We start from the raw sequence: 13,272 nt of genomic DNA, 5'->3' as shown, positions 1-13,272 counted from the left end.
AACGTTGTCTCCGGGGCGTTGCGGGGACAACATTACATGACCTGCGGCGTAGGACGAAATCGGTTGATCCGGGCCCCCGCCGACCCCCTCCGGCCCCGCTCGGGGCCCCGCTCCGGGTCGCACCCGCACCCGCACCCGCGCTGTGTCCGGGAACGCGAAGAGCCCCCGTCGACGAGATCGTCGACGGGGGCTCCCGACTGGCGGAGGCTGAGGGATTTGAACCCTCGATCAGGAATAACCCCGAAACCGCATTAGCAGTGCGGCGCCATAGACCGGACTAGGCGAAGCCTCCCCACATGGATCGCATCCGCGCGAGCGGACCCGTTCCGTGTGTCAGTGATGATGCCACAACCGTGGGGCTCGGCACCAACCACCGCCAACGTTACTAGGCGGGTCGACCCCGCCGCAAAGAAGAATGAGATACTGCCGTCTCCGGAGGAGCTGCCCCGAGCCGAGGAGACCTGTCGACGTGAGCAGCAGGCCGATCCGAGGCGCTGCTCGCCTCGCCGCCATACTCGACGCCCTGCCCGACGCGTTGCTGCTGGTGAACAGCAACGGCACCGTCGTGGACGCCAACAGCGCGGCGGTCCAGGCGTTGCAGGCGCCGGGCACCTCACTGGTCGGCATGGGCGTGCTGGGTCTGCTGCCCGAGTTCGACCCCAGCCGCATCCCCGGCTCGATGCGCCCGGCCACCCGCGACGACGAGGCCCTCGACCGCCCGGTCCGGATGACCGCCCACCGCACCGACGGCACCACCTTCCCGGTCGAGGTCTCCGGCAACGACTTCGCCGACGACGGCGACGGCCGCGGCTACGCGCGCTCCCCGTACGACTCGTACCGCGAGAACTCGCCCTCCTCCTCCGACCTGCTCCTGCTGCTGGTCCGCGACCTGTCCGGCCGGCTCGGCGTCGAGGCCGAGCTGCGCCGCCAGCACAAGCAGACCGAGATGATCCTGCGCGCCGCCGCCGAGGGCGTGCTCGGCGTGGACCTCGAAGGCCGCTGCGTGCTGGTCAACCCGGCCGCCGCGCACATCCTGGAGTACCGGGCGAGCGAGCTGGGCGGGCGCGAACTGCACCCGCTGATCCAGCACTCCCGGGCCGACGGAACCCCGCTGGCGCTGGAGGAGTCGGCGCTGCTGGACACCCTGACCTCCGGCCGCAAGCACCGGGTGCGCGGCACCGTGCTGTGGCGCAAGGACGGCCGGCCGGTCACCGTCGACCTCACCACCGCCCCGGTCCGGGACGGCGACCAGCTGGTCGGCGCGGTGATGACCTTCACCGACCGCAGCCGCGAACTCGCCCTGGTCGCCCGCAACGAGCACCTCACCGCCGTCCTGGAGAGCGAGCTGGGCGGCGCGCTGAACGCGCTGAACCAGCGGCTCGACGCGCTCGCCGCCGACCCGGCCGGCCAGCTCTGGCCGGAGGCCAACTGGACGCTGCGCCGGCTGGCCGCCGAGTGCCGCCGGTTCGGGAAGCTGATCGACGGGGTGCTCGACCACCAGCGCTGCGAGGCCGGCGAGAGCGCCGGCAGCGAGGCCAAGGACGGCAAGGACAGCAAGGACGGCAAGGAGCCCAAGGCCGGCAAGGACGCCAAGGACGGGCGGACGCCCGCGCCCCGGGTGCCGGTCGGCCTGGACAAGGTGGTCCGCCGGGCCGTCGACGTGGCCGGCGAGCTGGTCGGCCCCGGCCGGGTGCGGTTCTCGGTGCACGCCGCCGCGGTCGAGGTGATCGCCGACGAGCGGCGGCTCGCCCAGGCACTGGCCCACCTGGTCGCCGACGTCAGCGGCATCGGACTGGCCCTGGACCCCCCCGACGCCCCCTCCCCCGGCCTGGCCGTGCCCGGGCTGAACGGCGCCGCCACTCCCGCGCTGCCGCCCGCACCCGACCTGCCGACCGTCGTGCTGGCCGCCGCCCAGCGCGGCGAGGTCGCCCGGGTCGAGATCCGCGGCCCCGGCGTCGGCGGCAGCCCCGTCCACCTGCCGATAGCCCGCGCGGTGGTCGAGCGCCACGGCGGCGTGCTCCAGCCGCACGAGCTGCCCGGCAAGGCCGGCACCACGTACGTCGTCGAGCTGCCGCTGGACCCGGTCGCCGCGAAGGCCGCCGCCGAGCGCGCCGCCGCCGAAGGCCGCTCCGACCGGCCCAAGGAGAGCGACAGCGCCGTCCTGCCCGAGCTTCCGGGCATCCCGCAGCTGCCCAGCAGCGGTGAGAGCACCGAACCCGCGGCGACCGCCGAACAGCCCGGCGCCGAGGCCCCCGAAGCCCCCGCCGCGGAGCGGGCACCCGCCGAGGAGCCCCCCGCCGAACGGCGCGGCCGCCGAGGCCGACCGGCCGCCGAGGCCCCGGAGTCCGACACCCCCGGCACTCCCGGCACCTCCGGCACCCCCGATGCCCCCGACATTCCGGCCGACCAGTGGCCGAACGCCCCCGCCCGGGTCGAGCGGGCCGTCCCCGAGCAGTGGAACGGCACCGGCAACGACCCCGCGTACGGCCGCCAGGGCCTGCCCGGACCGGACGGGGCCCAGAGCGACCCGTGGGGCAAGGACGACGGCCGCTCCGGCCCCGCCTACGCCGTGCCCGTCGAGGGCCACCGGGCGCCGCCGAACCGCCCCGGCGGGCGCGAGCCGCTCGCGCTCGGCCCGGCCCCCGCGCCCACCGCCCCGGACGGCACCCCGCCGGCCGGCACCCCGACCGCCCCGACCACCGAGGCCGCCCAGGAGCAGGCCCCGGGCGAGACCAAGCACCGGCGCCGCCGCGCGCTGCCCTCGACCGAGGAGTCCTCCGGCGGCTTCGCCCTGCCCGGAGCAGCCGACGCCCCGGTCTACCCCGGCCTGGAGCACGCCCTGCCGGCCGGTCCCGCGCCCGCGCTGCCCGAACCGGGCGCCGCCGCGCCGACCGGACGCCGCCGCCGGCTGGCCGTCCCGCCGGGACCGGACCCGGACGCCCTGGTGAACGCCTCCGCTCCGGCCGGTCCGGTCGGCCAGGTCGAGCACGTCGGCCAGGTCGGCCAGGCGCTGCCCTCCCCCGGCACCGCGCTGGCGCCCGCCCGCGCCGCCCTGCCCGCCGCCGAGGAGCCGTCCGGCCCCCGCCCGGTCGGCACCGGCCTGGGCGAGCTCGCCCCGCCGCGCCAGCTCGGCCCCGCGCCGGTGCCCGCCACCGCGCCGCAGCCGCCCGTACCGGCCGAGGCCCACCGGACCGCGCCGCGCCCGATGGCCGAGCTCCCGCCCGCCGACGAGCGGCCCGCCGACGAGCAGCCGTCCGCCCCGACCGGCGAACTGGCCAACACCCGCCGGCTGCTGGTCTGGCCCGAGCCCGACCCGGCCACCAAGCAGGCCCTCCAGGCACGCGGCTACCTGCCGGTGATCGTCCGCTCCCGCGAGGAGGTGGACGCCCAGGTCCCCGGCTTCCCCGCCGCCCTCTTCGTCGACCCGCTGACCGGCCCGATCACCCGCACCGCGCTCCAGTCGCTGCGCACCGCGGCGCTCAACCGCCGGGTCCCGGTGCTGGTCACCGCCGGCCTCGGCCAGGCCACCCGGGACGCGGCGTACGGGGCCGACCCGGCCGTCCTGCTGCGCGCCCTCGCACCGCGCGACGGCGAGCACCACGCCCCGCGGGTGCTGCTGGTCGAGGGCGACCCGGACATCGCCGCCGCCATGATCAGCAGCCTGGAGCGGCGCGGCATGCACGTCGAGCACGCGGTGGACGAGAACGACGCGGTGGCCCGGGCCAGCAGTGTGCAGCCCAACCTGGTGGTGATGGACCTGCTGCAGATCCGCCGCCGCCGGGTCGGCCTGCTGGACTGGCTGCGCGCCAACGACCGGCTGCACCGCACCCCGCTGGTGGTCTACACCTCCGTGGACCTCGACCCGCGCGAACTGCCCCGGCTGCGGACCGGCGAGACCGTGCTCTTCCTCGCCGAGCGCTCGACCAGCGAGGACGTCCAGTCCCGGATCGTCGACCTGCTCGGGCGGATCGGTGCGATGGGCGAGGCGGGCGTCGCCGCCGCGGGCTGACTCCGCCGCGGGCCGGCTCCGTCGTTGGCCGGCTCTGCAGCTCTCGGGCTCTCGGGCTCTCGGGCTCTCGGGATCTCCGGCACTCCGGCACGTGAAAGGGCCGGCCGCCCCCGTTCCGTACGGGGGCGGCCGGCCCTTTCGGCCGGTCACTCCTTGCCGAGCACCGTGACGTCCAGCTCCTGCGCCGCGTAGCCGGCCCGGATCACCTTCTTGTCGAACTTGCCGACCGAGGTCTTCGGCACCGACTCCACGATCGCCCAGCGCTCCGGCAGCTGCCAGGAGGCGATCCGCTCGCCCAGGAAGGCCCGCAGCTCCTTCAGGCCGACGGCCGCGCCGGGGCGCAGCACCACGGTCGCCAGCGGGCGCTCGCCCCACTTCTCGTCCGGGACGGCGACCACGGCGGCCTCGGCCACGTCGGGGTGGGCCATCAGGGCGTTCTCCAGCTCGACCGAGGAGATCCACTCGCCGCCGGACTTGATGACGTCCTTGGCCCGGTCGGTGAGGGTCAGGTAGCCGTCCGCGGTGATCGTGCCGACGTCGCCGGTGCGCAGCCAGCCGTCCTCGGAGAACTTGTCGTCCGGGCGGACCGGGTCCTGGCCGGCGCCGCCGTAGTACGCCCCGGCGATCCACGGGCCGCGCACCTCCAACTCGCCCGCCGAGACGCCGTCGTGCGGCATCCGCTCGCCGCCCGGGCCGATCAGCCGGGCCTCGACGGAGGCAGGGAAGACGCCCTGGGTGACCCGGTACGGCCACTCCTGCTCGGGGGTGAGGCCGCCCGGCGGCTGGGCGAAGGAGCCGAGCGGGGAGGTCTCGGTCATGCCCCAGGCGTGCAGCACCCGGATGCCGTGGCGCTCCTCGTAGGCCTTCATCAGCGACGGCGGACAGGCGCTGCCGCCGATGACCACCATGCGCAGGCTGGAGGTGTCGTAGTCGCCCGCGTCGAGTTCGTCCAGCAGGCCGGCCCAGATGGTGGGGACGGCGGCGCTGACGGTCGGGCGGACGGCGGCGATCATCTCGGCCATCGGCTTGGGCTGGAGGAAACGATCCGGCATGAGCAGGTTGGCGCCGGACATGAAGGCCGCGTGCGGGATGCCCCAGGCCTGGACGTGGAACATCGGCACCACCGGCAGCGCGGTGTCGCGCGGGGTGAAGGCGAAGTTGTCGCCGGTGTTCACCTGGAGGCAGTGCAGGTAGACCGAGCGGTGGCTGTAGAGCACGCCCTTCGGGTCCCCGGTGGTGCCGGAGGTGTAGCAGAGCACGGCGGCCCGCCGCTCGTCGATGTCGTGCTGCCACGGGTACTCGGTGGGCCGGCCGGCGATCAGCTCCTCGTAGTCGTGCACCGCGCCCGCGAAGCCGGCCAGCACCGAGCGGTCGCCGGGGCCGCTCACCACGATGTGCCTGAGGGTCGGCGCGAGGTCCGGGAGGACGGCGGCGAGCAGCGGCAGGACGGAGCCGTTGACGATGATCACGCGGTCGGCGGCGTGGTTGACGATGAACGACAGCTGCTGGGAGGGCAGCCGCAGGTTCAGCGTGTGCAGCACGGACCCCATCGCGGGGACGGCGAGGTACGCCTCCAGGTGCTCGGTGTTGTTCCACATCAAGGTGGCCACCCGATCGTCCGCGGTCACCCCCAGCTCGTCGCGCAGCGCGCACGCGAGCTGCGCGGCCCGCGCGCCGACCTCGGCATAGGTCCGGACGACCGGCCCCGTGCCGTCCCAGGTGGTCACGGTCGAGCGGCCGTGGATCGTCGACCCGTGCTCCAGGATTCGGGCGACGGTGAGCGGTACGTCCTGCATCGTGCTGAACACGGGTCCTCCTCGACCTGGCGGCACTGGGGGCTGCGCCTGCGGCACCTACCGGGCGGTAATGCGCGCCGACGTGCCCGATTGTGCCGCCCCCACCCCCCGCTGTCAGTATCCCGGCCCCGTTGCACGGATCACGGATTCGTCCCGGTTCCGCCCTCCGCCCGCTGCCGCACCCCCTCCGGCAGCTCGGCCCCGACCGCGGCGCGATGCCGATCGGTGAAGATCCACACCTGCCCGCCGCCGGCCAACGCCGCCGTCAGCACCAGGGCCACGAGCGCTCCGCTCCGTCGATGCGACTTCCGATGCCCCGTCACTTCTTCGGCTGCCCACCGACGGTCGTGAGCACGCTCCTGCGGCCCCCGCGTTCGTCGCCGGGCGCTGTCGGCGCCGGCCCCGGAGACGGGGCCGGTACCGGCGTGCCGGCCTTGGCCACCGGCCCGCCGCCGAAAACCTCCCAGATCCTGTTCGACACCCGATCCCCCGGTTCTTCCGGTTCCGCGCCGTCCGGACGAACCCATCCGGGGCGCGGGCGGTGATCCGGCGAATCGTCGAACAGACGGCGATGAACGGCTCGGTGCGGCGGCGGGGAGGTCAGGGGAGGTCGGGGCGGGTGAGGCGGAGGGAGTTGGCGGGGTCGGGGAGGTAGGCGGGGTCGAGGGTCCAGCCCTGTTCGGCGGCGATGCGCAGGGCCTGGTGGGCGCCGGCGCCGCGGTAGGTGGCGCGCTTGAGCTGGATGCGGTGCGCGGGGGTCGTGCCGGGCGTGGTGCCGGGGGTGCGGGCGGCGGCGGCGCGGATGCGGGTGGCGTCGCGTTCGAGGATGCGGCGGATGTGGCGGTCCCAGGCGGCGGGGCTGTTGGTGAACTCGGCGCGGAAGGCGCGCGGGCCGACGGTCCAGCGGGCGCCCCAGCGGTCCCAGTGGTCGGGCTCGGGGCGGCTCACCCAGCAGGTGAGCAGGCCGTACACCGGGACGTAGAGGACCTGGAGCAGGAGGACGAACGGCAGCAGCGGCGCGAAGCGGACCGGCTGCGGGCCCCACGGGGTGCCGGGGGCGGCGGGCGGGTCCTGCGGGGAGGGGGCGTTCAGGGCGGCCGGGGCGGGGAAGTGGCGGGCGAGGCGGACGTGCCCGGTGTCCGTCCCGGACGCCACGCCGTGCCAGCCGTGCCGCTCCGCGAGCCGGACCACGCCGGCCGCGCCGAGACCGCGGTAGAACCGCAGCGGGAGTCCGACCCGCATCACCCGGCCGAGGTCGGCCCGCACCTCGCCGTCGCCGGCCGCGTGCGCCGCCTCGGCGGCGGCGATCCGGCGGGCCAGGATCGGGGCGACGTAGCGCTCCCAGTGCTCCGGCCTGCCGGAGAGCTCGGCCCGCAGCCGGCGGGGCGGGACGAAGCTGCGGTTGACCTTCAGCCAGCCGTCGGAGTCGGGGCCTCCCCCGCTGTAGTCCGCGAGGAGCAGGACGACGAAGAGCAGCACCAGGCCGAGGATCCAGAGCGGCGCGTAGACCCACTGGAGGACGAACTGGACCAGCACGGCCAGGCGGTTGCGGCGCGGCGCGGGGCCGGGGAAGCCGCCGGGGCGGCCGGCGCCGGGCTCCGGCGGGGTGCCGAACCGGTCGGCGGCGTACGGCTGTTGGGGGGCGGGCTGGGCCGGGTGGACCGGGTGGGCCTGTTGCGCCGGGACGGCCTGCGGCTGCCGGGGCGGGTAGGACTGCGGCGGTGGCACCGGCTGCGCGTACGGGTTCTGCTCGTACGGGTTCTGCGCGTAGTGGTGCTGTCCGTACGGGTTCTGCGGTGGCGGCGCGCCGTACCCGCCGGTGCTGCCGCCGTACCCCTGCCCGTTCGCCATGCCGTTCCCCCGTGCTCGATCGGGGGCCACCCTACCGGCGGGGCTCAGTGGGCGGTCGGGCCGTCCACGTGGTTGCGGTCGACGGTGAGGGTGGCGCCGCCGAAGGTCTCCTCGACGTTCCCGTGGTACTGGTGGACGCGCTGGTGCAAGCTCCAGAGGTCGGGGGCGAGGCCGCCGGAGCCGTCGGTGTCGGCCCGGTCGTCCCAGCGGGCGTACCAGAGCGCGTCGGGCATCGGGGAGCTGCCGGCGCGGGCGGCGGCGGCGAGGTCCGCGATGCCGGAGTCGAGGCTGGAGTAGAAGCCGGAGCGGTAGTCGGCGTCGTGCAGGGCCGCGGTCCAGCCGAGGGTGAAGTCGACCACGGCCTGGCCGCAGGCCGGGTCGCGCATCGGGTAGGCCTCGATGTCCAGGTAGACCGGGCTGCCCTTGGCGAGTCCGAGCGCGCGCAGGGCCCGGGCGGCCTCCTCCGCCTCCTCCCGGCCCTGCTCGGCGGCCTTCGCCGGGTCGATCCGCTTGGGCTTGCGGCCCGGTTCGGCGCACGGCGCCTGCAGTCCGACGTGCACCGGCAGGAACCGCCAGCCCAGCGCCCGCGCCTGGCGCACCCACTCGGTGGTGAGCCGGGGCTGGTCGCAGCCGCGCTGGGAGCCGCTGGTGTAGATGCCGACCGCCCCGTACGGGGAGGCGTCGCGCCAGGTCGTCAGGGTGTCGAGCGACGGTGCGGTGCAGGCGTCGAAGGCGGGGCCGCTCCAGGTGTCGCGGACCCGGGGCGGGCCGGACCGGTCGGGCAGCGTGACGGCCCGGATGCGGGGGGCGGAGAAGGCGGCCGGGACGGTGGCTTCGGCGTTCACGCCCGTCCCGTCGGTGGCCAGCAGGAGCACGAGGGCGGCGGCGAGGAGGGCGGCGGGGCGGAGAAGGCGCACCCCGCCTTGATACTGACGGTCCGTCGGGGGCTTGCCGCAACCACGCCGCAGCGCCCGCGCGAGTCCACCCTTTCGGACGCACCCGTCCGCATCCGTCCCGATTTTTGTAACGAGCTTGCCCGTTCATCACTCCTTACGGCAAACTCACAAATATGCCCACCTCCCATACCAGCGAAACCCCTGCCGCCTCGTCGTCGGCCGCCGCCGTCGCCGAGGCCCTGGCCATGCCGCCCGCCCCCAAGGGCGAGCCTGCCGGCGAGCGGGGAAGCTGGCGACGAGGTGGGGCCTCCGGCCCCGCGGCGCCACCCGGGATCGACCCCGGCCGGTCCACCGGCCGGCTCGGCAAGGTCCTGCGGCGCCCGGAGAGGATCCCGGCGCCGCTTCTCTGTCTGACCGCGATGTTCCTGGTGCAGACCGGCATCGCCCTGTCCAAGCCGCTGTTCGGCCCGCTCGGCGTCAGCGGCACGACCTTCCTGCGGCTCGGCTTCGCCGCCGTCATCCTGCTCGCCGTCACCCGGCCCAGGCTCCGCGACAAGCGCCCGCGCGACCTCGTCGCGGCCGCACTGCTCGGCGTGGCCTCGGCCGGAATGACCTTCCTGTTCGCCGGGGCGATCGACCGGCTGCCGATGGGCACCGCCGCCACCATCGAGTTCCTCGGCCCGCTCGCGGTCGCCCTGGTCTTCGCCCGGCGCGCCAGCCACCTGCTCTGGGCGCTGCTCGCCGCCGCGGGCGTGGTGCTGCTGACCCTGCTCGGCGAGGGGGACGGCGGCGGGTCGCTCGACCCGGTCGGCCTGCTCTACGCCTTCGGGGCGGCCGCCTGCTACGCCCTGTACATCCTGTTCACCGACAAGGTGGGAGCGACCTTCCAGGGCTTCCAGGGCCTGGCGGTGTCGATGACGGTCGGCGCGCTGGCGCTGGCACCCTTCGGGCTCGGCCAGGCCTGGGACGGGCTGACCGCGCCCGGCGCCTCGCCACTGGGGCTGCTCGCCGCGGTGGCCGGGGTGTCGCTGCTGCTGCCGGTGATCCCGTACGCGCTGGAGATGACCGCGCTGCGACGGATGCCGCAGCGGGTGTTCAGCGTGCTGGTCAGCCTGGAGCCGGCGGTCAGCGCGCTGGTCGGGCTGGTGGTGCTGGGCCAGCTGCTGGGCGTGCCGCAGCTGGCCGGGATCGGCTGTGTGGTCGCGGCCAGCGTGGGCGCCACGCTGACCGGGCGGCGGTAGCCGCGCCTCCCCGGAGGACGTCAGCCCCGGGTGCTCCTCCGGGGAGGCGCGCCCCGGGGACGCCCTACGGCCAGAGCAGGGTGCGCGACCACTCCGGGGAACTGACCGGGCCGGTACGGGTGTAGCGCAGCCGGATGTGCCGGCGCTGGGCGTCGCCCTGCCAGAACTCCACCTCGTGCGCCCACAGGGTGTAGACCGCGTGCCCCGCCGCGACCGCGTCCGGGTACGTCTCCAGCCGGCGACGGGCGACCGCCTCCGCCTCGTCGTACTCGTCGACCGAGCCCAGCGGCTCGCTCTGCCGCCCGACCAGCGCGCCGACCCGGGCGGCGGGCGAGCGGGTGGCGAACTCGGCGGCGGCGACCAGGTCGGCGGCCCGCTCGACGGTGCCGCGCACCCGGACCTGGCGGCCCAGCTGCGGCCAGTAGACGGTCAGCGCGGCGGCCGGGTGACCGGCGAGCTGACGGCCCTTGGGGCTGTCGGCGGCCGCGGAGAAGTTCCAGCCGGTGCCGGCCGCGTCGACGTCGCGCAGCACCAGCACCCGGGCGTCCGGCATGCCGTCGGCGTCGACGGTCGAGAGGGTGAAGGCCTGCGGGTCCAGCACCCCGGCGTGCAGCGCGGTGGCGAGCCAGTCCACGAACAGCGGGCCGGGCTCGGTGGGGGCGGCCGCATGGTCGAAGGAGGGCAGCGGGCGGGCCATCGGCGGACGGCCGAGCAGCAGCTCGGGGACGGACCTGGGCCCGGGCCGGTGCTCGTGGACCGGCTCGGCAGACGGCTCCGGGCGCGTGTCCGCCGCGGGCTCCGGTGCAGGCCTGGCCTCGCCCGGGCCCGTCAGGCCCTCCTCCTCCGCCGCCATCGCGCGCCCTTCCTTCCGATTGCCGCGGTCGCCGCCCCGGCCGGGCCGGCCCTTCGGGCCCGGGCACGTGGTGCGCTGTCGGAGCGCAACCGTACCGCCGTGCACCCACGGCTCCGGGCGCGGGCCCTCGGTGGACGGATCCGGGCCGGTCGGCGGGCGGTTCCGGGGCGGGCACCGGACGCGCCGGCACTGGCACCGGCACTGGCACCGGCACCGGCACCGGACACACTCGTGGGCGGTGCCGCCATCGGCACCGCCCACGAGGCCGGATTCGCGGTGACCCTTTCCGCGGCCGGTCGAATGCGCTGTTCCCTCTGCTGTACTGCGGTGGTACCTCGGTTTCCGTTACGACCGTTCCAACCGATCCGACCGTTCCGACCCGGTCCGGGCCCGTCCGCGGCTGCTCAGCTCAGCCGCGGCCACCCACGTCCGGCGCCCCCGCCTTCCGTGGTGCCCGGTGCCGCATCACGGCGGTCAGTTGAAGGTCGGGGCGACGACGACGTTGACGTCCTTGTTGCCCTGACCGGCCTGGACGTTCCCCGCGTTGTCCTTCACCGCGACGGTGTTGTCCTGGTTCGAGCCGCCGGAACCGGTGGCGGTCTGCTGGGTGGAGACGTAGTTGCCGTCGACCCCGCCGAACACGTTGCCGGTACCGGTGTTGGAGACCGCTCCGGCGTTGGAGCCGCCCTCGGCACCCGCGCCGTCGGCGGCGGCGGCACCACCGGCACCGGCCAGCAGCAGACCGGCCGCGAGCGGGCCGGCGAACAGTAGTCCGGCTGTTCGACGGGTACGGATGCGAGCCATGAATGCCTCCAAGGAGCTGTTCACCGGGCAATGGTCGATCAAGGTGCGCAAGGTTCGTCGACCGGACGAACACCTGCGGGCTGCGACGCCGGAACACAGCCTTCCGCAACAAATCGACAAAGCACTAGCTCCCACAGCGATTTTCCCCCGTTAGCGTGATATCCAGCCGAGCGACGCATGGCGGCCGCGAAACCGGACCCTGCGTCGATGCACCCCGTCCGAGCTGGGAATTCACCCGGACGGCCGAGGATCAGGGCAGCTCGGCGAGCGGCGCAAACGGCGTCACACGGTCCGCCGGTCGCACCACCCCGGCGCATGCGAACCCGTGAACGCGCCCCCGAAAAGTTCGATCACCCTTCCATGTCGACTTTCCGACCATTCACGGACCATCGGAATGTCACACCGGGGCGGCGGGAGTGAAGGCCCCGTCCGATCCGACGAGATGACTCAGTGGAAATCAGATCATCTTGCCGGGATTCAGAATTCCCAGCGGATCGAAGACCGCCTTCAGCTGCCGCTGCAGGTCCAGTGCCACCGGGCCCAGCTCACGGGCCAGCCAGTCCCGTTTCAGCAGCCCCACCCCGTGCTCCCCGGTGATCGTGCCGCCCAGCTCCAGCCCGAGCGCCATGATCTCGTCGAAGGAGCGCTGGGCACGGGCCGTCTGCTCCTCGTCCGAGGCGTCGAAGATGACGATCGGGTGGGTGTTGCCGTCCCCCGCATGACTGACCACCCCGATGGTCAGCCCGTGCCGCTCGGCGATCGCCGCGACACCGTTCAGCATCTCCGCCAGCCGGGAACGCGGCACGGCCACGTCGTCGATCATCGTGGTGCCCAGCCGGTCCAGCGCGGGCAACGCCATCCGCCGGGCGGCCAGCAGCAGATCGGACTCCGCCTGGTCCTCGGCCGGCACCACCTCCGTCGCCCCGGACTCCCGGCACAGCTCCGCGACCCGCGCCAGCTCGGCCACCCGGTCCGGCCCGTCGAACGCCACCAGCAGCAGCGCCCGGGTGGACTCCGGCAGGCCCATTCGACCCAACTCGTTGACGGCCCGCACCGAGACCGCGTCCATCAGCTCCATCAGCGACGGGGTCAGCCCGCGCGCCATCACCTCGCAGACCGCCGCCCCGGCCGCGTCCGCACTCGGGAACTCCGCCGCCAGGGCCAACTGCGGAGCAGGCGCCGGCCGCAGCGACAGAACCGCCCGGACCACCACACCGAGCGTCCCCTCCGAGCCGACGAACAGCCTGGTCAGGTCGTACCCGGCCACGCCCTTCGCCGTCCGGCGCCCGGTGGACAGCAGCCGCCCGTCCGCCAGCACCACGTCCAGCCCGAGCACGTACTCGCTGGTGACGCCGTACTTCACGCAGCAGAGCCCGCCCGCCCCGGTACCGATGTTGCCGCCGATCGTGCAGGACTCCCAGCTGGACGGGTCCGGCGGATACGAGAGCCCCAACTCCTCGACAGCACCGGAGAGTTCGGCGTTCACCACACCGGGCTCGACCACCGCGATCCGGTTCACCGGGTCGATCTCCAGGATCCGGTTCAGCTTCACCAGCGACAGCACGACGCAGCCGTCCACCGCGTTCGCCGCACCCGACAGCCCGGTCCGGGCCCCCTGCGGCACCACCGGCACGCGCAACTCGGTCGCGGTGCGCAGCACGTGCTGCACCTGCTCGACCGTCTCCGGGAACACCACCACCGCGGGCTGCCCGGCCGCGCAGAGGCCCGCCATGTCGTGGCGGTACGCGGCGGTCACGTCCGGGTCCACCACGACGGCCTCCGCCGGGAGGCCCTGCGCCAGTCGGTCCGTCAGATCACTCAT

Annotated in this window: 10 protein-coding genes and 1 tRNA gene; 3 read left to right on the top strand and 8 right to left on the bottom strand. The window is 74.9% G+C overall.

The window, feature by feature from the left end:
• Window positions 1-198: 198 nt before the first annotated feature.
• Window positions 199-292 (bottom strand) — tRNA-Ser (locus ACGFSC_RS01240).
• Window positions 293-469: 177 nt separating this feature from the next.
• Here ACGFSC_RS01240 and ACGFSC_RS01235 point away from each other — a divergent pair.
• Window positions 470-4,009 carry a PAS domain-containing protein gene (locus ACGFSC_RS01235; RefSeq protein WP_359897805.1) on the top strand — a complete coding sequence of 1,180 codons (3,540 nt, stop codon included), beginning with the start codon at window positions 470-472 and terminating at the stop codon, window positions 4,007-4,009.
• A gap of 146 nt (window positions 4,010-4,155) precedes the next feature.
• On the opposite strand, the gene ACGFSC_RS01230 is transcribed toward ACGFSC_RS01235, so the two are convergent.
• The 4 genes from ACGFSC_RS01230 to ACGFSC_RS01215 form a co-directional block, all read right to left on the bottom strand.
• Window positions 4,156-5,817, bottom strand: a complete 1,662-nt coding sequence (locus ACGFSC_RS01230) for a long-chain fatty acid--CoA ligase (protein ID WP_359897804.1) — start codon at window positions 5,815-5,817, stop codon at window positions 4,156-4,158.
• 128 nt (window positions 5,818-5,945) lie between these two features.
• Entirely contained in the window at window positions 5,946-6,086 is a 141-nt protein-coding gene (locus ACGFSC_RS01225) for a hypothetical protein (protein WP_359897803.1), read from the bottom strand.
• Between the two features lie 319 nt (window positions 6,087-6,405).
• Window positions 6,406-7,656 (bottom strand): hypothetical protein, encoded by a 1,251-nt coding sequence (locus tag ACGFSC_RS01220; protein WP_359897802.1) that lies wholly within the window; start codon window positions 7,654-7,656, stop codon window positions 6,406-6,408.
• A gap of 44 nt (window positions 7,657-7,700) precedes the next feature.
• Window positions 7,701-8,573, bottom strand: coding sequence for a DUF1906 domain-containing protein (locus ACGFSC_RS01215; RefSeq protein WP_359897800.1), 873 nt, complete (start codon window positions 8,571-8,573; stop codon window positions 7,701-7,703).
• A gap of 152 nt (window positions 8,574-8,725) precedes the next feature.
• Between ACGFSC_RS01215 and ACGFSC_RS01210 the strand changes: the two genes are divergently transcribed.
• Window positions 8,726-9,793, top strand: coding sequence for an EamA family transporter (locus ACGFSC_RS01210; protein ID WP_359897799.1), 1,068 nt, complete (start codon window positions 8,726-8,728; stop codon window positions 9,791-9,793).
• 64 nt (window positions 9,794-9,857) lie between these two features.
• On the opposite strand, the gene ACGFSC_RS01205 is transcribed toward ACGFSC_RS01210, so the two are convergent.
• Window positions 9,858-10,646 (bottom strand): pyridoxal 5'-phosphate synthase, encoded by a 789-nt coding sequence (locus tag ACGFSC_RS01205; RefSeq protein WP_359897798.1) that lies wholly within the window; start codon window positions 10,644-10,646, stop codon window positions 9,858-9,860.
• A gap of 474 nt (window positions 10,647-11,120) precedes the next feature.
• Window positions 11,121-11,450, bottom strand: a complete 330-nt coding sequence (locus ACGFSC_RS01200; protein ID WP_359897797.1) for a hypothetical protein — start codon at window positions 11,448-11,450, stop codon at window positions 11,121-11,123.
• Between ACGFSC_RS01200 and ACGFSC_RS01195 the strand changes: the two genes are divergently transcribed.
• Window positions 11,449-11,604, top strand: a complete 156-nt coding sequence (locus ACGFSC_RS01195; protein ID WP_359897795.1) for a hypothetical protein — start codon at window positions 11,449-11,451, stop codon at window positions 11,602-11,604. The genes ACGFSC_RS01200 and ACGFSC_RS01195 overlap by 2 nt on opposite strands.
• 303 nt (window positions 11,605-11,907) lie before the next feature.
• Here the strand turns inward: ACGFSC_RS01195 and ACGFSC_RS01190 are convergent, their stop codons facing one another.
• A complete protein-coding gene (locus ACGFSC_RS01190; RefSeq protein WP_359897794.1) occupies window positions 11,908-13,272 on the bottom strand; it encodes an FAD-linked oxidase C-terminal domain-containing protein in 1,365 nt (454 codons plus the stop codon).

This window comes from Kitasatospora sp. NPDC048715 (assembly GCF_043198905.1).
GTDB classification, from domain to species: Bacteria; Actinomycetota; Actinomycetes; order Streptomycetales; family Streptomycetaceae; genus Kitasatospora; species Kitasatospora lactacystinica.
Note: the sequence above shows the minus strand (reverse complement) of the source record. Positions and strands in the feature narration are given on the sequence as shown.